The organism is Streptomyces sp. NBC_01477 (genome assembly GCF_036227245.1).
In the GTDB taxonomy this organism is placed as follows: Bacteria; Actinomycetota; Actinomycetes; order Streptomycetales; family Streptomycetaceae; genus Actinacidiphila.
The window spans coordinates 1,168,208-1,193,044 of sequence record NZ_CP109445.1 but is presented as its reverse complement, the minus strand read 5'-3'; the positions used below and the strand labels follow the sequence as shown (position 1 = coordinate 1,193,044).

The 24,837-nt window shown below is 73.9% G+C and carries 17 protein-coding genes; 13 read left to right on the top strand and 4 right to left on the bottom strand.

The genetic code is table 11. The annotated features are described in order from the left end of the window. Positions 1 to 78 precede the first annotated feature (78 nt). Positions 79 to 423, top strand: coding sequence for a hypothetical protein (locus tag OHA86_RS04635; protein WP_329172721.1), 345 nt, complete (start codon positions 79 to 81; stop codon positions 421 to 423). 24 nt (positions 424 to 447) lie between these two features. Here the strand turns inward: OHA86_RS04635 and OHA86_RS04630 are convergent, their stop codons facing one another. Together OHA86_RS04630 and OHA86_RS04625 are read right to left on the bottom strand one after the other, a co-directional pair. Then, complete coding sequence (locus OHA86_RS04630; RefSeq protein ID WP_329172718.1) at positions 448 to 1,197, bottom strand: dienelactone hydrolase family protein; 750 nt, start codon at positions 1,195 to 1,197, stop codon at positions 448 to 450. Positions 1,198 to 1,447: 250 nt separating this feature from the next. Beyond that, positions 1,448 to 2,068 carry a TetR/AcrR family transcriptional regulator gene (locus OHA86_RS04625; RefSeq protein WP_329172716.1) on the bottom strand — a complete coding sequence of 207 codons (621 nt, stop codon included), beginning with the start codon at positions 2,066 to 2,068 and terminating at the stop codon, positions 1,448 to 1,450. 36 nt (positions 2,069 to 2,104) lie between these two features. Here OHA86_RS04625 and OHA86_RS04620 point away from each other — a divergent pair, with 36 nt between their 5' ends. Beyond that, positions 2,105 to 2,899: an alpha/beta fold hydrolase gene (locus OHA86_RS04620; RefSeq protein ID WP_329172715.1), complete on the top strand. Its 795-nt coding sequence runs from the start codon at positions 2,105 to 2,107 to the stop codon at positions 2,897 to 2,899. A gap of 18 nt (positions 2,900 to 2,917) precedes the next feature. Here the strand turns inward: OHA86_RS04620 and OHA86_RS04615 are convergent, their stop codons facing one another. Beyond that, positions 2,918 to 3,424, bottom strand: coding sequence for a hypothetical protein (locus OHA86_RS04615; protein ID WP_329172714.1), 507 nt, complete (start codon positions 3,422 to 3,424; stop codon positions 2,918 to 2,920). Between the two features lie 238 nt (positions 3,425 to 3,662). Here OHA86_RS04615 and OHA86_RS04610 point away from each other — a divergent pair, with 238 nt between their 5' ends. From OHA86_RS04610 to OHA86_RS04590, 5 genes are all read left to right on the top strand, one after another. Then, positions 3,663 to 4,649 carry a hypothetical protein gene (locus tag OHA86_RS04610; protein WP_329172712.1) on the top strand — a complete coding sequence of 329 codons (987 nt, stop codon included), beginning with the start codon at positions 3,663 to 3,665 and terminating at the stop codon, positions 4,647 to 4,649. A gap of 51 nt (positions 4,650 to 4,700) precedes the next feature. Continuing rightward, a complete protein-coding gene (locus tag OHA86_RS04605; protein WP_329172711.1) occupies positions 4,701 to 6,578 on the top strand; it encodes an HSP90 family protein in 1,878 nt (625 codons plus the stop codon). A 2-nt stretch (positions 6,579 to 6,580) separates the two neighbouring features. Beyond that, complete coding sequence (locus OHA86_RS04600; RefSeq protein WP_329172710.1) at positions 6,581 to 9,508, top strand: hypothetical protein; 2,928 nt, start codon at positions 6,581 to 6,583, stop codon at positions 9,506 to 9,508. 239 nt (positions 9,509 to 9,747) lie between these two features. Next, entirely contained in the window at positions 9,748 to 10,146 is a 399-nt protein-coding gene (locus OHA86_RS04595; protein WP_329172708.1) for a peptidase inhibitor family I36 protein, read from the top strand. Positions 10,147 to 10,311: 165 nt separating this feature from the next. After that, positions 10,312 to 11,154, top strand: coding sequence for an undecaprenyl-diphosphate phosphatase (locus tag OHA86_RS04590; protein ID WP_329172707.1), 843 nt, complete (start codon positions 10,312 to 10,314; stop codon positions 11,152 to 11,154). A 182-nt stretch (positions 11,155 to 11,336) separates the two neighbouring features. Here the strand turns inward: OHA86_RS04590 and OHA86_RS04585 are convergent, their stop codons facing one another. After that, complete coding sequence (locus OHA86_RS04585; protein WP_329172706.1) at positions 11,337 to 11,693, bottom strand: DoxX family protein; 357 nt, start codon at positions 11,691 to 11,693, stop codon at positions 11,337 to 11,339. Between the two features lie 531 nt (positions 11,694 to 12,224). Between OHA86_RS04585 and OHA86_RS04580 the strand changes: the two genes are divergently transcribed. The 6 genes from OHA86_RS04580 (at position 12,225) to OHA86_RS04555 (ending at position 24,793) form a co-directional block, all read left to right on the top strand. Then, the gene (locus tag OHA86_RS04580) at positions 12,225 to 14,891 is read left to right on the top strand and encodes an AMP-binding protein (protein WP_329172705.1); all 2,667 of its coding nucleotides are present in this window, start codon (positions 12,225 to 12,227) and stop codon (positions 14,889 to 14,891) included. A 222-nt stretch (positions 14,892 to 15,113) separates the two neighbouring features. Next, positions 15,114 to 18,071, top strand: a complete 2,958-nt coding sequence (locus OHA86_RS04575) for an AfsR/SARP family transcriptional regulator (protein ID WP_329172702.1) — start codon at positions 15,114 to 15,116, stop codon at positions 18,069 to 18,071. Between the two features lie 411 nt (positions 18,072 to 18,482). Further along, the gene (locus tag OHA86_RS04570) at positions 18,483 to 20,255 is read left to right on the top strand and encodes an AfsR/SARP family transcriptional regulator (protein ID WP_329172700.1); all 1,773 of its coding nucleotides are present in this window, start codon (positions 18,483 to 18,485) and stop codon (positions 20,253 to 20,255) included. Between the two features lie 114 nt (positions 20,256 to 20,369). Beyond that, positions 20,370 to 21,302, top strand: coding sequence for an aromatic prenyltransferase (locus tag OHA86_RS04565; RefSeq protein ID WP_329172698.1), 933 nt, complete (start codon positions 20,370 to 20,372; stop codon positions 21,300 to 21,302). 118 nt (positions 21,303 to 21,420) lie between these two features. Next, positions 21,421 to 23,193 carry an FAD-dependent monooxygenase gene (locus OHA86_RS04560; RefSeq protein ID WP_329172696.1) on the top strand — a complete coding sequence of 591 codons (1,773 nt, stop codon included), beginning with the start codon at positions 21,421 to 21,423 and terminating at the stop codon, positions 23,191 to 23,193. Between the two features lie 82 nt (positions 23,194 to 23,275). After that, positions 23,276 to 24,793, top strand: a complete 1,518-nt coding sequence (locus OHA86_RS04555; RefSeq protein ID WP_329172695.1) for an FAD-binding oxidoreductase — start codon at positions 23,276 to 23,278, stop codon at positions 24,791 to 24,793. Positions 24,794 to 24,837: the final 44 nt, after the last annotated feature.

The following is a 24,837-nucleotide window of genomic DNA, read 5'->3' as shown; positions in this document are numbered from 1 at the left end:
ATAGCCACCCGGCGGCGCACGCGCTGCGGGTCGGCCTTGACGGCGTCCACGGTTTGCGAGCGCCCGCCGCGGGACCGGGTGGCCAAGGCGGTCCTCAGCTCCCCGAGGGTGCTCTGGTACGGGGCTTTCCCGGACGACAGGACCGGTGAGCTGTGGGACCGGCTGACGCCCGACGCCAAGCGGCGCGTCGACCGCCTCACCAACACCCCCCGCATGATCGCCCTTGCCCTGCTCCAGCAGGTCAACCCGCAGGCCGCGCACCACCTGGTCGGCGACCGGGAGGCCGACCAGCGCTTCCGCGAGATCCTCACGGCCTCGCTGCCCGCCGCCCAGTGCCCCGGCGGTCAGCCGCTGCCGCTGCGCCCGTACACCGCGGCGGCCCCGCCGGGCACTGCCGCCGGGGCCGCGCGGCCGGGCCGCTGACGGTGGCGTGGGCCGCCGCTGGCGTCAGCCGTTCGCCAGAGTGCGGTCGAGGAGGGGGAGGAGGCGGTCCCAGTGCAGCTGTAGCGCGGCGGCGTCGAAGGCGTCGGTGTCGGACATGGTGAAGCCGTGGACGGTGCCGGGGTAGGTCTCGGAGCTGTGGTTGACGCCTGACGCGTCCAGGGCCTGGTCGAGCCTGCCGAGGGCCTCGGGCGTCATGTCGCCCTCGGCGTGCCCGAGATGGACCTCGGCGCTGAGCCTGGGGACGAGGCGGTGCGGGCTGTCGGGCGCGTCGGTGACGAGTCTGCCGGGGTGGAATCCGGCGACGGCGGCCACCTTTCCGGGGTGGGCCGCCGCGGTGCGCAGCGCCAGAACGGCGCCCATGCAGTAGCCGATCACGCCGCTCGGCCCAGCGCCGACCTCGGGCTGGGCGGCGAGGAACGCCAGGTAGGCGTCGGCGTCGCGCAGGACCCGTTCGGTGGTGTGCGCCGTGACCAGGGGCATCAACCGGGCGACGACCGAGGGCCGGATCTCCGTGCTGATGTGCTCGGGGATGTCGGTCACCGGCGCCGGGCCGTGCCGGTAGTAGACATTGGGGACGAGCACGTAGTACCCGTGCTCGGCCAGGTCGCGGGCCCTCTTCTCCAACTCGGGCCGCAGCCCGAAGATGTCCATGTACAGCAGCACCCCGGGGTGCCGCTCGCCGCGGTCGGGGAAGGCGGCGAAGGCGTCGGCCTCGCCGTCCGGGGTGGGAATCCGCAGCATCGTGGTGGGCATGACGTCTCCTGTCGTGGTTGATGTGTGGAGCCTGTGATCAACACGACGGAGGCGGGGCCCGCGCGGCAGCGCCGGATCCCCGGCCGAACAGCGGACCCGTACCGGCCCGTACGGCGCTCAGCAGAGCACCGGGTCACCGATCCGTGTGTGGCGCGAGGCCGTCCCGGTAGTCATCGCCGCACAACGTAGCCCACCGGACAAAGCCGGTGCCAGCCCGCCCGCGGTGCCTGGGGCCGGTTCGCCGCCCCGGTCAGGGAGCTGGTGAGGCGAGTTGCCGGCAGATCAGCCTGTGGGCGAGCTGCGCCGCCGCGGTCAGGTCCTCACGAGGCGCGCCGAGGTTGGAGCGTACCGACAGGCCGTGCCAGAGGGTCTGGACGAGTCCGGTCAGTGCTGCCGCGCTGGTGCCGGGGGCCAGTTCGCCGTCCCGGACCGCTCGTTCGACGCGCCGCAGCAGCGCCTGCTCGTTCGCGCGGTGGAGTGCGGCGACGTAGGCGGTGGTGTCGAGCGTGTCCGCGCGGTCGGTCATGACGGCGCTGCTGATGAGGCACCCGGGATGCGTGTCGTCGGGCTGGGTGAACTCGTGGACCGAGCCGATGAGGATGCGCTCCAGGACGGTCCTGATGTCCGGCTCGGCCACGCCTTGTTGGTAGATCTCGCGGTAGCGCTCGGCATAGGTCCGTACCGCTTCCTCGAACAGGCCGGCCTTGCTGCCGAAGGCGGCGTAGAGGCTGGAGGAGGAGAGCCCGAGGGCCGCGGTCAGGGCGCGGGTGGAGGTGCCGGAGTAGCCCCGACGCCAGAAGAGGCGGGCGGCTTCGAGGATCGCGCGGTCACGGTCGAAGGCGCGTGGGCGTCCACGGGGGTGTTCGGTCACGCTTGCATTGTAGAGCGTTTGCTCCATAATAAATTTATGGAGCAGACGATCCAGAAGAGGGTGCCGGTCGGCGGGGGCGGTTGGGTCACGGTCGATGTGTACGGGGAGCCGGGCGCTCCTGGCCTCGTCGTCGTCCCGGGCGTGATGAGCGACGCCCACGCGTGGCGGCACGTCGCGACCGCCGTCGACGCCTGGCCGTCCGTCGCGGTCGTGAACCGCCGGGGCCGTACGCCCTCGGGGCCGTTGGGCAGCGGATACTCGATACGTCACGAGGTCGCCGACCTCGGAGCGGTCCTTGACGAATTCGCCGGCACCCGGACGGTTTTCGGCTGGAGCGCCGGCGGCCTGTTCGCGTTGCTGGCCGCCGATGACCGTCCGCTACGCCAGGTGATCGCCTATGAGCCGGTCGTGCGACCGTTCGGCGGCCACGCCCTGCCGGAGCTGAAGGCCGCCGAGGAGGCGGCGGACCTGGACCGCAGCGTCGAGATCGTGAACCGGCGGATCTCCGGCTTCCCGGCCGCACATGTCGACGCGCTACGGGCCGACCGCCGCGGGTGGGCGACCCTGCGCCGCCTGAGCGGCCCGCTGTACGCGGAGCTGAGCGCGCTCAACGCGGCGCCGCCCCCCGAGGCGATGGCACGCCGGGCCGACCGCGTCGATCTGATCATCGGCCGACACAACCGCGGAACGGCCCCCTACGGCACGTCCTTCGACGACGTCCGCCGGCGCGTCCCGCACGCCCGGGTCCACGAGCTGCCCGGCCAGGGCCACTTGGGCCACATCCAGGCACCGGGGGAGGTCGCCCACCTCCTCAACCGGCTGGCCGCCTGACGGATGCCCGTGCGCAGTTCAGCCCTCGGAGGCAGCCCAGAGGTCGCGGACTGTGAGACCAGGACTCCTGTACCGCTCAATGAGCCGGTCGGCCGTGGCTCGTATCGCGGCGTCGAGCCGGGCCAACGCCAGCGCATTGCCGTGCTGTTCGTAGGTGAGCAGCTTGAGGATGTTCACCGAGCGGGACCGGACGGCGTCCGGTGTGACCGCGTGGAGGCCGGCGAAGAGTTCGTAGTGCCGCCGCGTCCCGGAGATCACGCCCGCGAGGGGAATTCCGGCGAGGTCGTCGCGGGTCAGCGGACGCCCGGTCGTGACGGCGGCGTCGTTGGACAACGCGTAGAACCTCAGAGCCAGCAGTGTCCTGCTCAGCCCGTCCGCCACGGGTGCGGACATCCGCCATCCGGCGTACCAGTCCATCCGTCGATCCCGTTGCCAGGCCACCTGGTCGTGAACCTCGAACACCGTGTCGCCGTACGCGGCGCAGGCGTCCCAGATCTCCTGCGGGCTCTCGACCGGATCCGGCACGGTTCCGATCCTCCCGCACACACCGGGTTCCGGATACCGGGTTTCACGGCGGGGGTTACCCCGGCCTGCCCGGCCGCCCGTTCGCTCGGGGCGTCAGGGGTCGCGACAGCGCGGAAGTCACACAGGCGGGGGCCGGCCGGGGGCGTGGAGGGGGTGCGAAAACCCTGTGGGAGGGATGTCGGTGGGGGCGCTTATGCTGCGCTGGGGATGATCACGCGGGACCAGGGGAGGGTGCGGCATGTTCGGGAAGCTGTTCGGGAGGGGTGGGGAGAGACCCGCGGCGGAGCCGCATGCGCTCCCGGTCACGCGCAGGCAGAAGAACGGGATGTACACGCTGCGCGCGCTCGGGGACGAGCGGGTGCTCGCGCTGGTCGAGGCGGCCGAAGCGGGGGACTGGGCGGCGGTCAAGGCGGCGCTGGCGCCCTTCGACCTCGGTCGCGACCACCAGGTTCTCGGTGAGCTGGCCGACGTGGCCGGAGTGCAGGACTGGATCGGCCGGGCGGTCGAGGAGGACAAGGAGCACCGGGCGACGGCCCTGCTGATCTCGGGGGCGCGCCACGTCAACTGGGGCTGGGAGGCCCGCACCAGGGCGAGTGCCGTGAACGTGACGCAGGCGCAGTGGCGGCTCTTCCACGAGCGGCTCGGCATCGCCGAGGAGCAGCTGCTGGAAGCTGCCGAGCTGAGGCCGGAGTGGGTCGCGCCGTGGCGCCGACTCCTCACCTCCGGGCGCGGCATGTCGCTGGGCCGCGCCGTCAACGAGACCCGGCTCGGCGCCGCCCTGCGCCGCGACCCGCTGGACCTGGAGACCCACATCGAATGGGTGTCGCAGTTGCAGCCCCGCTGGGGCGGCGAGCCGGGCCAGGCGACGGCGTTCGCGCGTGACGCGCTCGCCCGCGCCCCGCAGGGGCACCGGCTCGGCTGCGTCATCGCCATGGCGCGCATCGAGGACTGGGTCGAGTCGGACCGCGCGGACTGCCTCGAAACCCCCGCGATCCAGGACGAGCTGCGGAAGGCGGCCGACCACAGCATCCTCCACGCGGACTACGTGCGGCGCCCGGGCTGGCAGCACGACTTCAACATGTTCGCCATGGCCCTGTCGCTGGCCGGTGAGGACCACAGGATCCGGCGGGTCTTCCGGGCGCTCGACGGCGCCTACACCACCAGGCCGTGGACCTATTTCGCCGACCCCGAGAAGCAGTTCGCCCGCCAGCACCGCCGCGTCTGAGCGCCCGCCGCACTCCCGCCACCCCTCGCCCCTCCCACCTCGGACTGCCCGATGACTTCTTCGCCCGACACCGCCGCGACCCCGGCCGGCGCCGACCGCACCTTCCAGGTGGATCTGCGCGGCCTCGTCGACCTCCTCTCCCACCACCTCTACTCCAGCCCCCGCGTCTACCTGCGCGAACTCCTGCAGAACGCGGTGGACGCGCTCACCGCCCGGCACGGCCTCGAACCGGACGCCCCCGCCGACGGCTTCGGCATCCGCCTGTACGCCGACGGTTCCGTCGTACGCGTCGAGGACGACGGCGTCGGTCTCACCGAGGCCGACGTGCACACCTTCCTTGCCACGATCGGCCGCAGCAGCAAGCGCGCCGAACGGATCGCCGAGCAACGCGGCGATTTCATCGGCCAGTTCGGGATCGGTCTGCTCTCCTGCTTCCTGGTCGCCGACGAGATCCACGTCCTGAGCCGCTCCGCCCGCACCCCCGGCGCGGGCACCGTGGAGTGGCGGGGACGCGGCGACGGCAGCTACACCGTCCAGCTCCTGCCCGCCTCCGCCCGCCCCCGGCCCGGCACCACCGTCACGCTGACGCCGCGCGCCGACGCGGGCGAGTGGACCCGGCCGGCCCATGTGCACACGCTGGCCCGGCACTTCGGCTCCCTGCTGCGGCACCCGGTGACCTTCAGCGACGGTACAGGCGGTACAGGCGGCGCCGGCGGCCCGGCCGGCCCCGGCGCGTCCGTCAACCCCGAGCCCGCACCCTGGGCGCGTACGTACCCCACCCCCGGCGCCCGCTCCCGGGCGCTCGCGGCGTACGGCGCGGAGGTCTTCGGGTTCACGCCGCTGGACACCATCGAGCTGGACCTGCCCGCGGTGGGCCTCAAGGGCATCGCGTGCGTGCTGCCCGAGGCGGTGCCGGCCGGGCGCCGCCACGGCCACCGCGTACACGTCAAGGGCATGCTGCTGTCGGAGCACGCCGAGGAGATCCTGCCCGAATGGGCGTTCTTCGTCCGCTGCGTGGTGGACGCCGAGAGCCTGCGCCCGACGGCGTCCCGCGAGTCGCTGTACGAGGACGACACGCTCGCCGCCGTACGCGACGCCCTCGCCGAGCGGCTGCGGGCGTGGATCGCCCGGGCCGCCGCCAGCGACCCGGACCTGCTCGCCCGCTTCCTCCAGGCCCACCACCTGGCCGTGAAGTCGCTCGCGGTGCACGACGACGAGATCCTGCGGATGCTGCTGCCCTGGCTGCCGTTCGAGACCACCGACGGGCACACCACCCTGGACGAGTTCGCGCGGACCCACCGCACCGTGCTCGTGACGTCGAGCGTGGAGGAATTCCGGCAGGTCGCGGCGATCGCCTCGGCCGCCGGGCTCGGCGTCGTCAACGGCGGCTACACCTACGACCGCGAGCTGGTCCACCGGCTGCCCGAGATCAGGCCCGAGGCCAGCGTCGCCGACCTGGACCCGGCGACCCTCACCGCCCACCTCGACCCCGTCGACCGTGAGACGGAACTGGCCGCCGTGGCCTACCTCGCGCTGGCCCGCGACGCCCTCGCCGTCTTCGACTGCGACGTCGCGCTGCGCACCTTCCAGCCCGCCTCCGCCCCGGCCCTCCTGGTCGACAGCCGCGAGGCCCGGCACGAGCGCACCCGCTCCCAGCTCGCCCGGGAGCAGGAGGGCGGCCTGTGGGGCGACATCCTCGGCGCCCTGCGCCAGGAGGCCCCGAAGGCCCAGCTGATCCTCAACCAGCTCAATCCGCTGGTCCGCACCGCCGTCGCCATCGAGGAGCCCGAACTGGCCCGCACCAGCGCCGAAGCCCTGTACGGGCAGGCCGTGCTGCTGTCCCGGCGCCCGCTGCGGCCCGCCGAATCGAGCCTCATCAACCGCTCCTTCCTCGACCTTCTCGCCCACGCCCTCCGCAAGGACAGCTGACGATGCCGACCGCACCCCAGACGACCGACGAGCTGGACCAGGCGCTCCAGGAGAACGGCCGCCGCCCCTACGGCCGCGCCCGTACCGTCACCGCCGAGGAACTCGTGGACGCCGCCGAGCAGTTCGCGGAGCCCCTACCGCTCCTCCGCGCGCTCCTCGGACTCCACGAGGCGTACACCTACGGCTCGGAGCCCCGGAAGTCGCCCGTCGTCTTCGCCCGCCTGCTCACCCTGTTCGACGAGCAGCCCGACCTCTTCGACGAGCACCGGCGGCGCCAGCTGTTCTGGCGCTTCAAGTGGGTCGCCAACGCCCTGCGCGCGCTGCCGGAGATACCGCTCGCCAGCCTGCGCCAGTGGCTGACGGAGATGCGCGTCCGTTACGAGAAGGCCGGTCTGGGCCTCCAGCCGTACTACGGTCAGGCCTACCAGCTCGCCGCCCACGTCGGCGAGGACACCGCCCTGGCCTACGAGTTGTGGGCGGGCCGCACCCGCACCCCGCTCAGCGACTGCGAGGCCTGCGAGATCTGCGAGCTGGCCCTCCACCACCTCGCGGCGGGCGACGACGAGCGGGCGCTGAGCGCCTGGGAGCCCGTCCTGGCCGGAAAGGAGTCCTGCCGGGAGGAGCCGGCCCGCTCCGTCTCGTACGCGCTGCTGCCCCTGCTGCGCACCGGCCGCACCGACCGGGCCCGCGAACTGCACCTCGCCGGCTACCGCGGCTGCCGCCGCAATCCCTCGATGGCGGCGGAGGTCGGCCGGCACCTGGAATTCTGCGCGCTGACCGGCAACGAGGCCCGCGGCCTGGAACTCCTCGCCGAGAACCGCAGCCTGCTGGACGAGGTGGACTCGCCGCTCGACCTGCTCGGCTTCCTCACCGGTGTGGAGGTCCTGCTCCAGCGGGTCGAACTCCTCGGCCGCGGCGGACTGCCCGCCGCCGGATTCGCGGGCCGCACCTGGACGGTGGCCGGCCTGCGCGCCGAGGTGGGGGGCCGGGCCGACGACCTCGCCGCCCGCTTCGACGCCCGCAACGGAACCACGGTCCACACCGACCGCCGCAGGGCCCGCCTCGACCGCGCCCCGCTGCTGGACGCGCTGGAACTGACCCTGCGCACCCGCGGCCTCGACGACGTGACCCCGGCCGCCCCGCTCGCCGTGCCCGCCGCCGCGGCCGGCACCCCGGAGCCGCTGCCAGACCTCATCGTCCGGGCGCGGGCGTTGGAGGAGCAGGGGCACCCGGACGCGCGGGCCTGCTGGGCGCGGCTGCGTACGCTCGTCGCCGCCCGCGACTACGTCCACCCCGACGACCCGGCGGTCGGCCCGCTCGCACGGCTGCGTGCGGACCTGCTGACCGACGAGGGCAACCGGGCGGGCGAGAAGGACGAGTTCGCCGTCGCCGCCGCTCTCCACGAGGAGGCCGCGGCACTGTACGACGACGCCGGAGTGCCGGCTCACGCGGCGCTCGCCCGCGCCTGCGTCCTGCTCGCCGCCGCCGCGATCCCCGCGGAGGGCGACGGCGGAGCCGAGGCGGAGGCCGCCGCGCTGACCGGCGCGCACGTGTCCTTGACCCGCCTGCACGAGCGGACGCCGGACCTGGCCCCGTACCAGGAGGCCCGCCTGCTGCGGCTGCGGGCATCCACCCTCGGCCTGCGCCTGCAGAAGTCGGGGAGCCAGGAGCACATCGCGCCGGTCCTCGCCGAGGCGGACCTGCTGCACGCGTTCGCCACCCGGCACGGCATCGTCGCGCAGGTCTCCGGCGCCCTGATGCTGCGGGTCAGCACCTGCGCAGTCTCCGGCGACCTGCCCGCCGCGGTCACGGAGGCCGACGGCCTCCTCGACCAGGTCACGGCGCACGGCCCCGCCTGGCACCTGCCGCGGGTGCTCGGACTGCGGGGCAGGATCCGGCTCGGCCTCCAGGAAGCGCAGTCGGCGCACGCGGACCTGGCCGAGGGGCTGCGGCTGGCCGCCGACTGGCCCGCCGACGCGGTCGACACGGCCCGCCTCCACAGCGATCTGGCCGAGGCCTGCCTGCGCCTGGGACGGGCCGAGGATGCGCTGCGGCACCTGACGCGCTCGGCGGAGCTGGACCTGCGCGTCGGCAGCCGGACGGACGCGTTCTGCACGTACAGCAACGCCGCCCGGCTCTCGCTCGACCTGGGCCGCGTCGAGGACTGCATCGCGCTGCTCGACTCGCTGCTGGCCGAACCGGACGTCGCCGCGGGGGAGTTGGACGACCGGCTCGCCGCTCAGCTGCGCCTGACCCGCGCCCGCGCGCTGCACGCGGGGGAGGACCTCAAGGCCGCCGCGGCGGAATTCATCGCCCTCGCGGCCGAGTCGGCCGGCTGGGAGGACGACCCGGGCAGCCACGCCATGATCGCGGCGGAGACGGCCGTCATCCTCGGCGAGTGCGGCGAGTTCGGCCCGGCCCGCGAGGCCGCTGACCAGGCACTCGACGCCCACGCCCGGGCCCCGCGGTACGAACTGCTCAGCGGCTGCCTGCGCGAGATCGCCCGCCTCCAGGCCGAGCAGCAGGGCCCCGAAGGGCTGGCCGACGCCCTCGGCTGCCTCACCGACGCCGGCCGGATCGCCGACGAGGCCCGCGCCGCCGGATACGAGGCCCGCGGGCGCTCCCTGGACACCGCCCTGGCCTACGAACACGGGCGGGTCAACGCCTACGCCGGTGAGTACGAGGCCGCGCTCGCCGCCCTGGACAAGGCCCTCGCCCTGCTCGGCGAGCCGGGACCCGACCAGGACCACGCGAGCGAGTGGGCCGAGTGCGTCCGCCTCTCGGGTGCGGTGGAGGGCATCTACCTCAAGCGCCCGGCCCCCGCACTCTCCCGCCTCGACGCGGCGGCGTCCCGCCTGACCGCGCTGGGCCACACCGGGGAGACCGAGCCGCTGACCTCCCTGGCCGCCCGGCTGCGGGACGAGGCGTAGGACGGCGCCCCGGTGCCGGGACGACAGCCCGTCCCGGCACCGGGGGCGACCCGTCAGGGGACGACGCCCGGCTTGGCGCCGTAAAGCCTTTCAGCGGGCCGGTCAGCCGGCCGCCCCTGACGTGACCGTGCCTTTCTCGAACGCTCCGGCGACATGCCGCGAATCGCGAGCCCCGCGGGCACACCGTTGTGTGTGTTTTCGCTACTCTTAGCCACCAGTCGATCACAAGGAGTAGCATTATGCGTGTCAGTACATTCGGCAGGTCCGTCGCGGCGATCGCGACCGCGGGTGCGGCGCTGGCCGCCGTGCTGGTCCACCCGGCGGCCGCCGCGGGGGCCTACGAGTGCAGCGACGAGCAGATCTGTCTGTACTCGTCCCACGGGGGCGCGGGTGAGCCGTACTCCACCGGCAGTGCCGTCCCCGACCTCGCCGGCATCTTCCAGGACAAGGCCCGCAGCGTCTTCAACCGGACCAGCGACGACTGGTGCCTGTACCGGGACGAGAACTACAGGGGCGAGTGGAAGCTCGTGACCACCGACCAGGGGGAGAACCTGCTCGCCCCGCTCGACCGGTCGGTGAGCTCGCTGCGGCCGGAGCCCGACGCCGGCTGTGGCGCTCCCGGCGACGAGATCTACTAGGCAGGCGGATCTGCCGGGCAGGCGGCGGCCCTCCTCCCCGTGCGCGGGGGGCGGGGGCCGCGGCGGCCGGGGGCGGAGAGCCGGTGGTCGCGGGTGCGTTAGCCTTGATCACGTTCGGCCACAGCTCGGCCGGGGAGAGTCGACCGCCTGTGGAGCGCGCCCGTGATGTCCTGGTTCGAAGCCGCTCTGCTGGGCTTGGTGCAGGGGCTCACCGAGTTCTTGCCGATCTCCTCCAGCGCCCACTTGCGGGTGGTTTCCGCGCTGGCCGGGTGGAGCGATCCGGGATCGGCGTTCACGGCGGTCACCCAGCTGGGCACGGAGACGGCCGTGCTGATCTACTTCCGGCGGGACATCGCCTCGATCGTCAGCGCCTGGACGGCGTCGCTGTTCGTACCGGAGCGGCGGAAGGACCCCGACGCGCGGATGGGCTGGTTCGTCATCGTCGGCACCGTCCCCATCGCCGTGCTGGGGGCCGCGTTCCAGCACCCCATCGAGACCAGCCTGCGCGACCTGCGGATCACCGGGACCGTCCTGATCCTCTTCGGCCTGGTCCTCGGTGTCGCGGACCGTTCGCGGGCCGTGCGGTACGCCAAGCCCATCAGCGAGCTGAGCCTTCCGCACGCCGTGATCTACGGCTTCGCCCAGTCGCTCGCGCTGATCCCGGGCGTCTCGCGCTCGGGCGGCACCGTGAGCGCCGGGCTCTTCCTCGGCTACAGCAGGGAAGCCGCAGCGCGCTACTCCTTCCTGCTCGCCGTCCCGGCGGTGCTGGCCTCCGGCGGCCTGGAGCTGGCCAAGATCGGTGAAGGACCCTCACCGGCCTGGGGTCCGACGCTGCTGGCCACGGTCATCGCCTTCGCGGTGGGTTACGCCGCCATCGCCTGGTTCCTCAAGTACATCTCGCACAACAGCTTCACGCCGTTCGTCGTCTACCGGGTCCTGGTGGGCGCGGCCATCATCGCCCTGGTCGCGGCCGGAGCGCTCGACCCTTCGGCCGGCCCCGCGGGGTAGCGCGGGCGTCCTCAGCTCAGGCCGAGGCCGCGGGCGATCAGTCCGCGTTGCACGTCGTTGGTTCCGCCGCCGAGGAAGGCGAGGACCGACAGTCGCAGGCCCTGCACTCGTCCCCTGACCGCCCGCCGCCCACGAGCCGCTGGGCGGCGGTCCAGCGGGGCGGGCGGCAGGGCCGCCGCGGTCTACCAGGCGCCGTGCTCGATCAGGCCCAGGACCAGGGCGGCCACCGCGGTGGCGAGGAACACGATGCCGCCCACGATGTCGCGCGAGCCCACCCGCAGGTGGGCGATGATCGCGCCGATGAAGTACAGCACCAGGCCGATCGCGGCGAGGGTGCCCAGGACCGGCACGGCGAACCCGGCCAGCAGTCCCAGGGTGCCCGCGGCCAGCAACGAGCCGAGCACCGGCACCCACTTGCGGGGCAGGCCCTTCATGTCCGCCTGGGTCTTGGGGTACTCATGGCCGATCAGGTAGGTGACGGCGGCGGCGCCGTTGAAGACCGCGCCGAGGATGATGACCGTGACATAGGCGGCGTGCACGATTTCTCCGCTTCCGTGGGAACAGTGTCGCTGGGCACCCCGTTGCGGGACACCGTTCTCCTGGTACGAGGAGTCAGCGAAGGACAAGTCAGCGGCGCGATGGGTGACATCGATCGGCAGCCCGGTCTGCCGATGATCTCGAACGCCTGATAGCCGTTGCGCAGCACCATGCGATGGCGCTGCCGGGGGCTTGGATGCCCCGCGCGCCGATGATCGTACCGGGTTGCCCCCTCGGCGCCACCCCAGGGTGGACAACTCGCTGTCCTGGGGCGGCAATCGGGTTCGGCGGGAAAGTCCGCTGCCGGGAGGGGCGGTCGCGCTTGCGGGACCGGACGCCGCGGCCCTTGCGGAGTCCGCACCCGACCGCCGCCGTGCGGCCGGGCGCCCGTGCCGCCGGGGACCGGCGGGAAGCCGGCTGCCGGAAAAACCAGCCCGCCAGAAGTACCCGTATAGGTCGTGTATGGCCCGCCCGGGCAGGGTGGCTCGGTTCGGCCGAACCAGGCAACGCCCGTGGACCCGACAGGAGCGACCTTGTCAGAACCGCAGACCGCCGCCCCCGCGGACCGGCGCGTCGTGCTCAACAGCGAGGGGCAGCACTCGATCTGGTGGATCGACCGCGACCTGCCCGCCGGCTGGCACGCCGAGGGGACCACCGGATCGCGGGAGCGCTGTCTCGCCCGCGTCCAGGAACTGTGGGCCGACCTGCGCCCGGCGAGTCTGCGCCGCCGCGCGGAAGCGGCGGAAGCGGAAGCGGCGGAAGCGGAAGGGGCGGCGACGCGGGAAGCGGAGCTGGAGGGCGGGGACACCGGCGGCGCCTGCGTCCCCGGGCTCATCGGGCGGCAGGCGCGGCGGAACCCGGATGCCGTCGCCGTGGAGGGCGACGGCTTCGCCCTGTCCTTCGGCGCACTCGACGCGGCGTCGAACCGCTGGGCCCGCCACCTGCGCTTACGGGGCGTGGGACGCGGCGTGCTGGTGGGGGTCCTCCTCGGCCGGGGCGCCGACCTGCACGCGGTGACGCTGGGCGTGTGGAAGGCGGGCGCCGGATGCGTGCCGCTCGACCCGGAATTCCCGGCGGCCCGGCTGCGCTGGCTGCTCGCCGACGCCGGGGCGCGGGTGCTGGTCACCGAGGCGGCGTACCGGCCCGACGGGTTCGAGGGGCAGGTCGTGCACGTGGACGATCCCGAGGTCTGCGGCGCGCTGGCCCTGCACCCGGGCGGGCCGCTCGCCGGGGCGCCGGATCCGGACGACGTGGCGTGCGTGGCCCATGTGCCCTCGGCGGCCGGGCGCCCGCACGCCGTGGCCGTCACGCACCGCGGCCTGGCGCACCATGTGGCATGGGCGGAGCGGGAGTTGACCGGTACGGGCCGCGGCGGGACGGCGGTGTTCGCGTCGGTCGCCTCCGAGCTGACGGCGACGGGCCTGTGGGCACCGCTGTGGGCCGGGCAGCGGGTGCTGCTCGCACCGCAGGCCCTGGACCTGGCGCACGTGGGGGAGTGGCTCGCGGCGAGCGGGCCGTTCGGCTTCCTGGAGCTGACGCCGGGCCATCTCGACCTGCTCGTAAGGGAACGCGGCGAGGCGCGGGTCGCGGCGCTGGCCCGGACGTTCGTGGTCGCGGGCGGGGCGCCGGGGCCGGCGGCGGCGCGGCTCGCCGGACACCTCGGCCCCGGACGGCTGCTCAGCGCGTACGGGACGGCCGAGACGTCGTACGGCGGCTGCCTGCACCCCGTGCCCCCCGGCGCGGACGCGCAGGTGAGGGTGCTGGACGGGGCCTGCCGGCGGGTCCCGGCCGGTGCGGTGGGCGAACTGTACGTGGCCGGTCCCGGGGTGGCCCGCGGTTACGACGGCCGGGCCGCGCTGACGGCGGAGCGGTTCGTGCCCGACCCGTACGGCCCGGCCGGGACGCGGATGTACCGCACCGGGGAGCTGGCGCGCCGGACGGCGGCGGGGGAGGTGGAACTCCTCGGCCGCGCCGACCGGCAGGTGTGGGTCCGCGGCCACCGGGCCGACCCGGCCGAGGCCGAGGAGGCGCTGCACGACCACCCGTGCGTCGGCGAGGCCGTCGTCATCGGGGTGCGGGCCGCGGCGGGCGATGTCCACCTGGCCGCCTACGTGGTGCCGCGCCCCGGTGCGCAGGGCCTGGACGCGGCGGCGCTGGCGGCCCACTGCCGGCGGCGGCTGCCGGGACACCTGGTGCCCGCGACCCTCGCTCTGCTCGACGAGGTGCCGCGCGCCGCCGACGGGCGGGTGGACCTGGCGGCGCTGCCCGGCCCCGGACGGTACGGCAGGTGCGGGCCGGCCGTCCCCCGCCGGCCCGCACCTGCCGGCCGGCCGGCCCCCTTCGGCGGGCGCGCCTTCGCGGAACTGCTCGCGGCGTGCCGGGTGCCGGGCGCGTCCGTCGCCGTACTGGAGAGCGGCGACCTGGTGGCGGTCGAGGCCGCGGGAACCGACGGGGAGGGCAGGCCGGTCACCCCGCGCACCGCCTTCCCCGCGGGCGGGCTGAGCCGGCACCTCACGGCCCTGGGCGCCCTGCGCCTGGTGGACGAGGGGCTGATCGCCCTGGACGCCGGGACCGGCCGCCCGGGGGACACCCCGGTCACCCTGGCGGACCTGCTCGGGCACCGCCGCGCGGAAGGCGCCGACCGCCTCCCCGCGCTGCTGGAGGACGCCACGGGCGAGCCGTTCGGCCCGCTGATGCGGCGGCTGGTGCTCGGGCCGCTCGGCCTGGACGACAGCTGCTTCGGCGGACCGCCGCCGCGCGGAAGCGGCAGGACCGGCGCCCCGGCGGCCCGCGTCGGCCACGACACCGCCGGGCGCCCCCTCGGCGGCGCCGCCGCGGCCACGGACCCGGCCGGGCTGTGGACCACCGCCGCCGACCTGGCCAGGGCGGCGCTGGAGATCCGGCGTTCCGCGCTCGGCGCCCCGCTCGCCCTGCTCGGCCGGGACACCGCGGCCCGCATGCTGACCCCGTGCCCCGACAGCCGCTACGGGCTGGGAACGAGGGCCGACATCCTCGGCTCCGACACGGAGTTCGGGCACGAGGCGGCTTCGGCCGGCCATTACGCCGCGTCGGCGCTCCGGCTGCGTACCGGCCGCGGCCTCGTCGTGCTCGCCAACGGCGGGGGCGGCGAGCGGCTGCGGAAGGAGATCGCCGCCCGCCTGAGCGGCGTACGCCAAACGGTGGACAAGCACTGGCCATGATGTGACGGAACGTGGTGATGCCCGCGAAGACGCGCAGGGAGCCGACCAGGTGACCGGCACGTAGCGTGAGGGGTGGCGCAACTGTGTTGTCGTGACCAGAACTTGTACACACAATGTCTCTGCAATGTCTCCCGCGGGGGGGCGGGGCGTATGCTCCGCCGGGAAGGGGACGGTGTGTCGCCCTGGCTGTCATTTCAGGTGCTGGGCCCGCTCAAAGTGAGCGTGGACGGTCGCTCACTGCCGCTGCGCAGCGCGCGGCAGCGCACAATTCTGGCCGTTCTGCTGCTCACCCCGGGACGCGTCGTCTCCGTGGAATCCCTGGCGGACGCCGTCTGGCACGGTGACCCGCCCGTCACCGCGCGCAACCAGATCGCCATCTGCGTCTCGGCGCTGCGCAAGACCTTCCGCGACGAGGCGGGCGTCGACGGCCTCATCGAGACGGTGCTGCCCGGCTATGTGCTGCACACCGAGGGCCATTACGTCGATGTGGCCGACCTGTACGAGTCGGCCGCGGCTGCCGGAGCCGCCGCCGAGGCCGGCGACCCGGGCGCGGCGGCGGCCCGCTTCGAGGACGCCCTCGCCCTGTGGTCGGGGCCGGTGCTCGACGGCCTGGACGGCGGCGCCCTGACCGGGGTGGTGAGCCGGCTCACCGAGCTGAGGATCGACCTGGCCGAGGAGTACGCCGCCGTCCAGCTCCAGCAGGGCCGCTACCGGTCGGTGGTGGCGAACCTGGCACCTGTCGTCGCCGAGCACCCGCTGCGCGAGCACGCCCGCGCCGTCCTCATGCGGGCCTACCACCTGTCGGGCCGCCGGTCCGAGGCGCTGGACTGCTACCGCGAAGGGCGCCGGATCCTCATCGCGGAACTGGGCGTCGAACCGGGCGCCGAACTCCAGGAATTGCACCGCACGGTGCTGGAGGGCGACGGTCCCGCCCCGGTGCGGGCCGCGGCCCCCGCCGCCGCTCCTGACGCCGTGCCCCGGCAACTCCCGATGCCGCCGGAGCCGTTCGTCGGCCGGGAGGCCGAACTCGACCTGCTCGAACGGCTCGTGCAGCCGGTGCCTGTGCACGGCGGCGGCCTGCCGGTGCGGATCGCGGCGGTCTGCGGTGCCGCAGGTGTCGGCAAGAGCACCCTCGCCCTGCACTGGGCCGACCGCGTCGCGGAGCGCTTCCCCGACGGCCAGATCTACCTGGACCTCCAGGGCCCGCACTGGCACGGCGGCCCCGTCACACCCGAGGCGGCGCTGGACGGGGCGCTGCGCGCGCTCGGTGTGCCCGGCGCCTCGATCCCCGCGGGCCTGGAGGACCGGGCCGCGCTCTACCGCGCCACCCTCGACGGCAGACGGCTGCTCGTCGTCCTGGACAACGCCCGCTCCCTGGACCAGATCCGCCCGCTGCTGCCCGGCCGCGGCCCCGCCCGGGCGGTCTTCACCAGCCGGGACCCGCTGAGCGGGCTGGCCGGCGCCTTCGCCGCGGTCCGGGTCGAACTGCACGCGATGAGCCCGGCCGAGTCCCTGAACCTGCTCGCCGCCACGATCGGCGACCGCCGGGTGGCGGCGGAACCGGAGGCGGCGCGGCGCCTGGTGGACCTGTGCGACCGGCTGCCGCTGGCGCTGCGGATCGTCGCGACCCGGCTGCTGTCCGACCACCGCTGGTCGCTGCGCCGGATGGCGGCGCGGATGGAGGACCGCCGCGAGCGCCTGGACGTGGTCAGCCCCGGCGAGAGCGGGGTGCGCTCCAGCCTGTGGCTCAGCTACCGGGCGCTTTCCGTGCAGGCGGCGCGGCTCTACCGGCAGCTGAGCATGCTGGACGTGCCCGACGTCCCGGCCTGGATCGGCGCCCCCGTCCTCGGTGTCACCCCCGGTGTGTCGCAGGAGCTGCTCCACCAGCTCGCCGGCGCGCAGCTCCTGGAGAGCTGCCCCGCGCAGGGCGGCGGGACCCGCTTCCGTATCCAGGACCTGATGCGGCTGTTCGCCCAGGAGCGCTGCCTGGCCGAGGACAGCGCACAGGAGCGCGAGCAGACCCTGGACCGGGTCTTCTCCGCCATGCTCACGCTGGTGTACGCGGCCGGGGAGCAGCTGTACGGCAAGAGCGAGGGCGCCCCCCACGTCCCGGCACACACCCCGCAGGTGCCCGGCGAGACGGTGAGCGAGCTGGTCGCCGACCCCATCGAGTGGTTCGAGGGCGAGCGGGAACTGCTCGGCGCGCTGGTGGCGCAGGCCGCGCGCGGCGGTCAGGCGGGACGAGCCTGGATCCTCGCGGTGGGCTCCGTCCCCTTCTTCGAGACGCGCAACTACCTGGAGGACTGGCGGCGGACGGCCGAGTGCGCCCTGGAGGGCGCGCAGCGCGCGGGCGACACCCGCGGCGCCGGCACCATGCTCCGCTCCCTGGGGACGCTCGCCATCTACCAGCGCCGCTACGAGGAGGCGCGGGAGCGGCTGCTGACCGCGCTGACCCACCTGGAGCACAGCGACGACACCCAGGGCCGGGCCATCGTGCGGCGCAATCTCGCGGTGTGCGCCCGCTTCTCCGGCGACCTCGCCGAGGCGGCCCGCTGCTGCGAGGAGTCCCTGGTGCTGTTCCGGCGGGCCGGCGACTCCTCCGGCCTCTCGCACGCGCTGGGGCTGCTCGCCCAGATCGAGATCGAGCAGGGCAATCCCGAGCGGGGTGTGGAGCTGAGCAACCAGGCGATCGAGGTCAGCTACAAGGCCGGATCGCTGCGCAGCCGCACCCAGAACCTCTACCGCCTGGCCGAGGCGCTGCTCGGCGCCGGGCAGTCGGCGCGGGCGGAGCGGGTCTGCCACGACGTGGTGGGCCTCACCCGCGGTCAGGGCGACCGGCTGGGTGAGGCCCACGGGCTGTGCGTCCTCGGCGAGGCGCAGTGGCGGCAGAACGAGCCGCACAAGGCGCGGGCCAGCCTGCTGCGGGCGCTGCGCGCCGCCGAGGAGGTCAACGACCGGTTCCTCCAGGCCAGGATCACCACCAACCTCGCCTGCGCCGAGGCGATCTGCGGCGGCACCGGCGCCGACGCGCCCCTGGAGTGGGCCCAGCAGGAATTCCGCACGCTCAACGCGCCGGTGTGGGTACGGCGGGCCGGCCGGCTGCGCGAGGTCCTGGGGTCGCACGACGCGGACAGCCCCATCGAGGGGCTGGTCCTGGCCCGCCTGCTCCACGGCTGCTGATCAGGCCCCCGCGGGCGTCGTCACGTCCAGGGCAGATCACCGGTCCGCAGGCCGGCGCCCACGGCGAGAAGCAGTGGAAGAAAAACCAGCGCGGCGGTGGCGAACGCTACCGCGCCCGTAGTGAACTTACGCATGAATGACTCCCCGTAGTGTTCTCAGAAAACGCCCTGACGGCTTTCTCTGAGGGCAGCCTAAGGGTGGCCGCTTTTGGTGTGATTTCCCGGCGATTTCGACTGTCGGAAATCGACTCGATAATGCGGGGAAAGTCCTGGCGGATAAGGTTATGAGGAGAACTTTGCCGGGGGATGTCCGGGGGATGGGGATTGCGCTGTGCTGAACTCTGGTGGTGTGGCCGTACGGCCCGCCGATGGGACCGCGGAACCGGACGACCCGGGCGCGGAAGCGCCCGGGATGCTTGAATTCCGTTTGCTGGGACCGGTCTCCGTGACCCGTGCGGGTACGGCGGTCCCGCTGCCCGGGACGAAGATCCACACCGTGCTCGCCGTACTGCTGCTGGCGCGGGGTGCCCTGGTCGCCGACGGGCGGCTGAGCGCGGCGCTGTGGGGGGACGCGCCGCCGCACACCTCGAACTCCCAGATCTACACCTATGTCTCCCGGCTCAGAAAAGTCCTCGGGAAAGCGGCGCAAATATCCCGGAAAGGCCCGGGATACGCCCTCGACGTCAAGGACGCCGAGGTCGATCTGTTCTCCTTCGAGCGGCTCGACCGGCTGGGCCGCCAGGCCCTGAAGGAGAACCGCCACGAGGAGGCGGGCCGGCTGCTCGGCAGCGCGCTCGGCTGTTGGAGCGGCCACGCCCTGGACAATGTGAGCGAGCACCTCCTGCAGTTCGAGCGGCCACGCCTGGAATTCCTGCGGGCCGAGGCACTGGAACGCCGGATCCAGGCGGATCTGGCACTCGGCCGGCACCGCTCCCTGGTACCCGAACTCCTCTCCCTGGTGGCCCGCTTCCCCATGGAGGAGAATCTGCGCGCCCACCTCATCACGGCACTGCACCGCTGCGACCGGCAGGCGGAGGCCGTCCAGGTGTACGGCGAGGGCCGCCGGATCCTCGACGAGCAGCTCGGCGTGGTGCCGGGACCGCAGCTCAGAAAGGCCTATCTGCGGATGCTGCGCGGCGAGGGCGCCGCCGCCCGGCGCAAGCCGCTCGTCCTGCTGCCCGTGCGGGCAGCGGTGGTCACCGGGCGCACCGCCGAGGCGGCCCGGCTCAGGTCGCTGCTGCTGCGCCGCCCCTCGGGCCAGGGCTCCCGGCTCAGGGCGGCGCTGGTCACCGGGATGCCCGGCAGCGGCAAGACGGCCCTGGCCGCCGAAGTGGCCCACGGCTGCGCCCAGGCCTTCCCCGACGGGGTGGTGCACGCCGACCTCCAGGACGCCGACGGAGCCGCCCGCCCTCCCGCAGCCGTGCTCGCGGAGATCCTCTCGGCGCTGGGGGACACCGCGGACGCCGGGCGGGCGGCCGGGCACGAACTGGGCGACCTGGTGCGCCGCTACCGTGCCAGGACCGCCGCCTCCCGGCTGCTCGTCGTGCTGGACGACGCGACGGGCGACGCGCAGTTGGCCCCGCTGCTGCCCGCGAGCCCGGACACCGCACTGCTCATCACCAGCAGGACCCGGCTGGTGACCGTGCCCGCCTCCTCCACCGTCCCGCTGGAACCGCTGGGCGACGAGGACGCGGTGGCGCTGCTCGCCGAGACCGTGGGCGCCGGCCGTGTCCGGGCCGAACTCCCGGCGGCACGCGACCTGGTGCGCTACTGCGCCGGGCTGCCGCTGGCGGTGCGGATCGTGGGCGCCCGGCTCGCCGCCCGCCCGCACTGGCCGGTGGCCCGGCTCGCCGCCCAGCTGGCCGACCCGCGCTCCCGGCTCGCCGCCTTCTCCTACGGCGGCCTGGCACTGACCCGTACCCTCGACCGCGCCCTGTCCCGGCTGAGCCCGGCCACCGCGGCCGTCCTGCCCTGGCTCGCGGCGCTGGGACCCGGCCCCTTCACCGCCCGGCTCGCGGGCGAGGTGACCGGCCTGGCCGAGGCGGAAGGCGCCCTGGAAGAACTCGTCGACGCCTGCCTGCTCTCCTCCGAGCCCGGCGGCGCCCTCGGCGAGGACCGCTACCGCTTCCACCCGCTGGTCCTGCTGTACGCGGGCGAGCTGCCCCGAACGGAACTCCCCCGGTGACCCGGCGACCTTCGCCGGCGACCCCGCGCCAAGCCGGCGACAAGCCGTGTGAGAGGTCTGTTCAAGATCGGTGGCTGAGGCTGCCCGCCATGAAGCCTATGGATGGTGACCGCCATGAGTGAGGCGGCGCTGATCACTCAGGAAGACGCGGTGAAGGCCCTCCACTCGGCCATCGAGGAAGCGGCCGGCCTGCTGGAGGTGGAGTACCCGCGCGACACGGTGCTGCGCATCCTGAACCTGTACGGGGGGGACCTCGCCCGGGCGGTGGTCGCGTTCCGGGTCTCGACCGGCGCCGAGCGCGCGGGCGAGCTGGACTGCCGGTTCACGGTGCCGCAGGACGTCGACCCGTACGAACTCGCCGTGGACAGCGGGCTGTTGGAGAGGACGGACCACCCTGTCTCCCGGCTGCTCGCGGACATCCGCGAGCACTGCCCCGTCGACGGCTACGGCATCGACTTCGGTGTCGTCGGGGGGTTCAAGAAGATCTGGGTGGTGCTGCCCAGGACCGCCCTCCAGGGGGTCGCCGAGCTGGCCGGCATCCCGTCGATGCCGCCGAGCCTGGGCCGGAGCCTCGACTTCATCGCCCGGCACGGCCTGGGCGACACCGTGGGCCTGATCGGCATCGACTACCGCCACCGCACCGTCAACATCTACATGGGCGAGCCGCCCGCCGACGGCTTCGCCCCCGAGTCGCTGCGGTCGATGCTCCGCGAGATCGGCCAGGCAGAGCCCACCGAGCAGATGCTCCGGCTCGGCCGCGAGATCTTCGGCCTCTACGTGACCCTCAGCTGGGACAACCCGGCGATCGAGCGGATCAGCTTCGCCGTGGCGACGACCGACCCGTCCGGTCTCCCCGTCGAACTCGACGACCGGATCGAGCTGTTCGTGCGGCACGTGCGGCGCGCCGACCCGCACACGAAGTTCGTCTACGCCGTCGCCTCCCAGCCCGACGGCGAATATTACAAGCTCCAGGCCTACTACCGGTGGGGTTCCGGAGTGCCGGAGATCATGCAGCTGCCCGAGGGCGCCCTCGCGGACCCGGTCTAGCCCCGCCCGCCCTCCTCCTCGGCTCTCTTCTCGTCGCTCGTCTTCCTCACCTCTCCACGGCACGGCGGAAGTTGGATGCTGCCTGCCCCTCGGGCCTTACTTCCGGAAGGACGAAACCTTGGGCACCGTAGAAGTCCCGGTACTGATCGTGGGCGGCGGCGGCACCGGCCTGTCCGCCTCCGTCTTCCTGTCCGACCACGGCGTCGGCCATCTGCTGGTGGAGCGCCGCGCGGACACCTCGCGCCTGCCGAAGGCGCACTACCTCAACCAGCGCACCATGGGGGTCTTCCGCCAGCACGGACTGGCGGACGACGTGTCGAGACCGGGAGCCGGGCCCGAGCAGTTCGGCACGGTCCGCTGGCAGACCACGCTCACCGGCCAGGGACCGCTGGACGGGCGGGTCATCCACGAGATGGACGGCTTCGGCGGCGGCGCGCTGCGCGAGGCGTACGAGGCGGCCGGTCCCGTGCTTCCGGTCAAGCTGCCGCAGCTGCGCCTCGAACCGGTGCTGCGCCGCCACGCCGAGCAGCGCAACCCCGGCGGGATCCTGTTCGGCCACGAGCTGGTGTCGCTGGCCGAGGACGAGGACGGCGGGAGCGTCACCGCCGAGATCCGCTCCACCGGGACCGGCGAGACCACGACGGTCAGGGCGCGCTACGTGATCGCGGCGGACGGCGGCCGTACGGTCGGCTCCGCTCTCGGTGTGCGCATGGAGGGCCTGCCCGCCCTGTTCGACGCCACCACGGCGTACTTCTCCGCCGATCTGTCGCCGTGGTGGAACGAGGGCTCGATCATCACCTGGTTCCTCAACCCCTACCGCCCGGACCTGTCGAGCGCCCTCATCGAGATGGGCCCGACCTGGGGCAGGCACTGCGAGGAGTGGGGCCTGCACCTGCCCCTCACCGGCATCGACCGCACCGACGAGCAGGCGGTCACCGCCCGTATCCGCGAGGTGCTCGGCCTGCCCGAGCTGGAGCTGACCCTGCACGAGGTGACCAGCTGGACCGTGGAGGCGGTGCTCGCCGAGCGCTACCGGTACGGCAGGGTGTTCCTGGCCGGCGACGCCGCCCACCGCCAGCCTCCCGCCGTCGGCCTCGGCCTGAACACCGGCATCCAGGACGCGCACAACCTCGCCTGGAAGCTCGCCGCGGTCCTGTCCGGCAGTGCGGGCGACAGCCTGCTCGACGCGTACGAGGCCGAGCGCCGGCCCGTCGGCCGGCACAACCTGGGCTGGGCGATGTCCGCCGCGGCGCACCACCAGGTGGTCATCGACGCCGCCCTCGGCCTCGGCCCGCACGTGCCGCCGGAGCGCCGTACCCAGATGTTCTTCGGCTACTTCGCGCCGACCCCGGTCGGCGCCGCGCAGCGCGCCCGCGCGGCGGAGATCTTCGCCACCCACCGCGGCGAGTGCCAGGCGCTCGACGTGGAGGCCGGATTCGGCTACGAGCAGGGCGCGGTCGTCCCGGACGGCAGCCGCCTGCCCGCCCGGTCGCCGCTGGGCGACGTGTACCGGCCCACCACCCGCCCGGGTCATCTGCTGCCGCACGCGTGGATCGAGCGGGACGGCCGGCGGGTGTCCACCCACGACCTGGTCGGGTCCGGCACCGGCTTCGTCCTGATCACCGGGGCGGACGGCGCGGCATGGGCCGAGGCCGCCGCGCTGGCGGCCGGGAAGCTCTCCGTCCCGGTGACCGCGGTCCTGATCGGCGAGGGGGCCGAGTACGCCGACGCCGACGGCGCCTGGCAGCGGCTGCGCGAGACCGGCGGGGCGGGCGCCGTCCTGGTCCGGCCCGACCAGCACGTGGCCTGGCGCGCCACCGGTACCGAGGCGGACCCGGCGGGCGCCCTGACCGAGGCGCTCTCCCTCGTCCTGGGCCACCAGGTCCCGTGACCCCGCGCACCGTCCCGCCCATCAAGCCGCCCCATCAGGCGTCCTCCCTGAGGAACGCCCTGAAGAACACGGTAGGAACAGCATGATCAACAGAAGGTCATTCCTCGCCGGCACCGGTGGTGCGGCGCTGGCCGCGACGGCGCTGGCCGGCGCCACCCAGGCCAAGGCCAATGCCTCGGGCACCAAGTGGAGCCGGCTCGCCGACCGGCTCCAGGGACACCTGGTGCTCCCGTCCGACGCGGACTACCAGAAGGCCAAGCAGCTCTACCAGGTCCAGTTCGACGCCACCAGCCCCAAGGCGGTCGCCTACTGCGCCTCGGCCGCCGACGTCGCCGCGTGCATCCGCTTCGCCGAGGCCCAGGGCATCCCCGTCGCCGCGCGCAGCGGCGGCCACAGCGCGGGCGGCTACTCCACCACCCGCGGCCTGGTCATCGACGTCTCCCGGCTCAACTCCGTGGTGCCCGGCAACGGTTCGGTGAAGATCGGGCCCGGCGCCCAGCTCATCGACATCATGGACACCCTCGCGCCGGCCGGCCTCGGCATCTCCGGCGGCTACTGCCCCACCGTCGCGGCCGGCGGGTTCTTCCAGGGCGGCGGCATGGGCCTGTTCACCCGCAGCATCGGCATCGCCTCCGACAAGGTGACCTCGGCGCAGGTGGTCCTGGCCGACGGGCGGACCGTCACCGCCTCGCCGAACAGCCACAAGGACCTGTTCTGGGCCCTGCGCGGCGGCGGTGGCGGCAACTTCGGCATCGTGACCTCCTACGACGTCACCCCCTCGCCGCTGACCAACGTGGCCGCCGTCAACCTGGTGTGGACCTTCGACCAGGCCCTGGACATGCTGGACGGCTGGGCCCGCTGGCTGCCCGACGCGCCCTGGACGATCGGCAGCGGCGTCAACGTCACGCTCACCGACGCGGGCCCCGGCACCGTGCCGACCGCCTCGGTCTTCCTCGCCTCGGTGGACACCGGCCCCGGGTTCGACACCGAGATCGCCCGCCTGACCTCGCTGGTCGGCCGGCCCCCGGTGTTCCAGCAGAAGTTCACCGCCCCCTACCGGTCGGTCCTGATGCAGCTCTACCAGTGCACCGAACTGTCGGTGCAGCAGTGCCACCGCGTCGACACCTCACCCGGCGGGCAGATCCAGCGCCCGGCGTTCGGCGCCTGGCGCAGCCGCCTGTTCGAGCAGTCGATGCCGCGCGACGGCTGGGCCAAGGCACTGGAGGCCTTCGACGCGCACCGCTTCGCCGGGCAGATGCGTCAGTTGCAGATCTCCGCCCTCGGCGGCCAGGCCAACACCCCGGCCCGCGACGCCACCGCCTACGTCCACCGCGACAGCCTCTTCTCGGTCAGCTACCTCACCTCGGACGCCGTCGCGCCGATCTCCCAGGAGGCCGAGGCCGCCGCCTGGAGCTACGTCGACGGCGGCTTCGCGGTGATCGACCCCTACTCCAACGGCGAGACCTACCAGAACTTCATCGACCCGCGCCTGACCGGGTGGCGGCGCTCCTACTACGCCGAGAACTACGCGCGGCTGGCCCGGGTCAAGGAGAAGTACGACCCGTACCGGTTCTTCCGGTTCGCGCAGAGCGTCCGCTGACCGGCGCCCGGCCCCGCGCGGGGATCCCCCTCCCGCGGGGCCGG

Excerpts from the sequence above, each read along its gene's own strand:
- OHA86_RS04630 (WP_329172718.1), bottom strand. The coding sequence starts at position 1,197 with ATGCCCACCACGATGCTGCGGATTCCCACCCCGGACGGCGAGGCCGAC.
- OHA86_RS04620 (WP_329172715.1), top strand. The coding sequence starts at position 2,105 with ATGGAGCAGACGATCCAGAAGAGGGTGCCGGTCGGCGGGGGCGGTTGG.
- OHA86_RS04610 (WP_329172712.1), top strand. The coding sequence starts at position 3,663 with ATGTTCGGGAAGCTGTTCGGGAGGGGTGGGGAGAGACCCGCGGCGGAG.
- OHA86_RS04605 (WP_329172711.1), top strand. The coding sequence starts at position 4,701 with ATGACTTCTTCGCCCGACACCGCCGCGACCCCGGCCGGCGCCGACCGC.
- OHA86_RS04600 (WP_329172710.1), top strand. The coding sequence starts at position 6,581 with ATGCCGACCGCACCCCAGACGACCGACGAGCTGGACCAGGCGCTCCAG.
- OHA86_RS04595 (WP_329172708.1), top strand. The coding sequence starts at position 9,748 with ATGCGTGTCAGTACATTCGGCAGGTCCGTCGCGGCGATCGCGACCGCG.
- OHA86_RS04590 (WP_329172707.1), top strand. The coding sequence starts at position 10,312 with ATGTCCTGGTTCGAAGCCGCTCTGCTGGGCTTGGTGCAGGGGCTCACC.
- OHA86_RS04570 (WP_329172700.1), top strand. The coding sequence starts at position 18,483 with ATGCTTGAATTCCGTTTGCTGGGACCGGTCTCCGTGACCCGTGCGGGT.
- OHA86_RS04565 (WP_329172698.1), top strand. The coding sequence starts at position 20,370 with ATGAGTGAGGCGGCGCTGATCACTCAGGAAGACGCGGTGAAGGCCCTC.
- OHA86_RS04555 (WP_329172695.1), top strand. The coding sequence starts at position 23,276 with ATGATCAACAGAAGGTCATTCCTCGCCGGCACCGGTGGTGCGGCGCTG.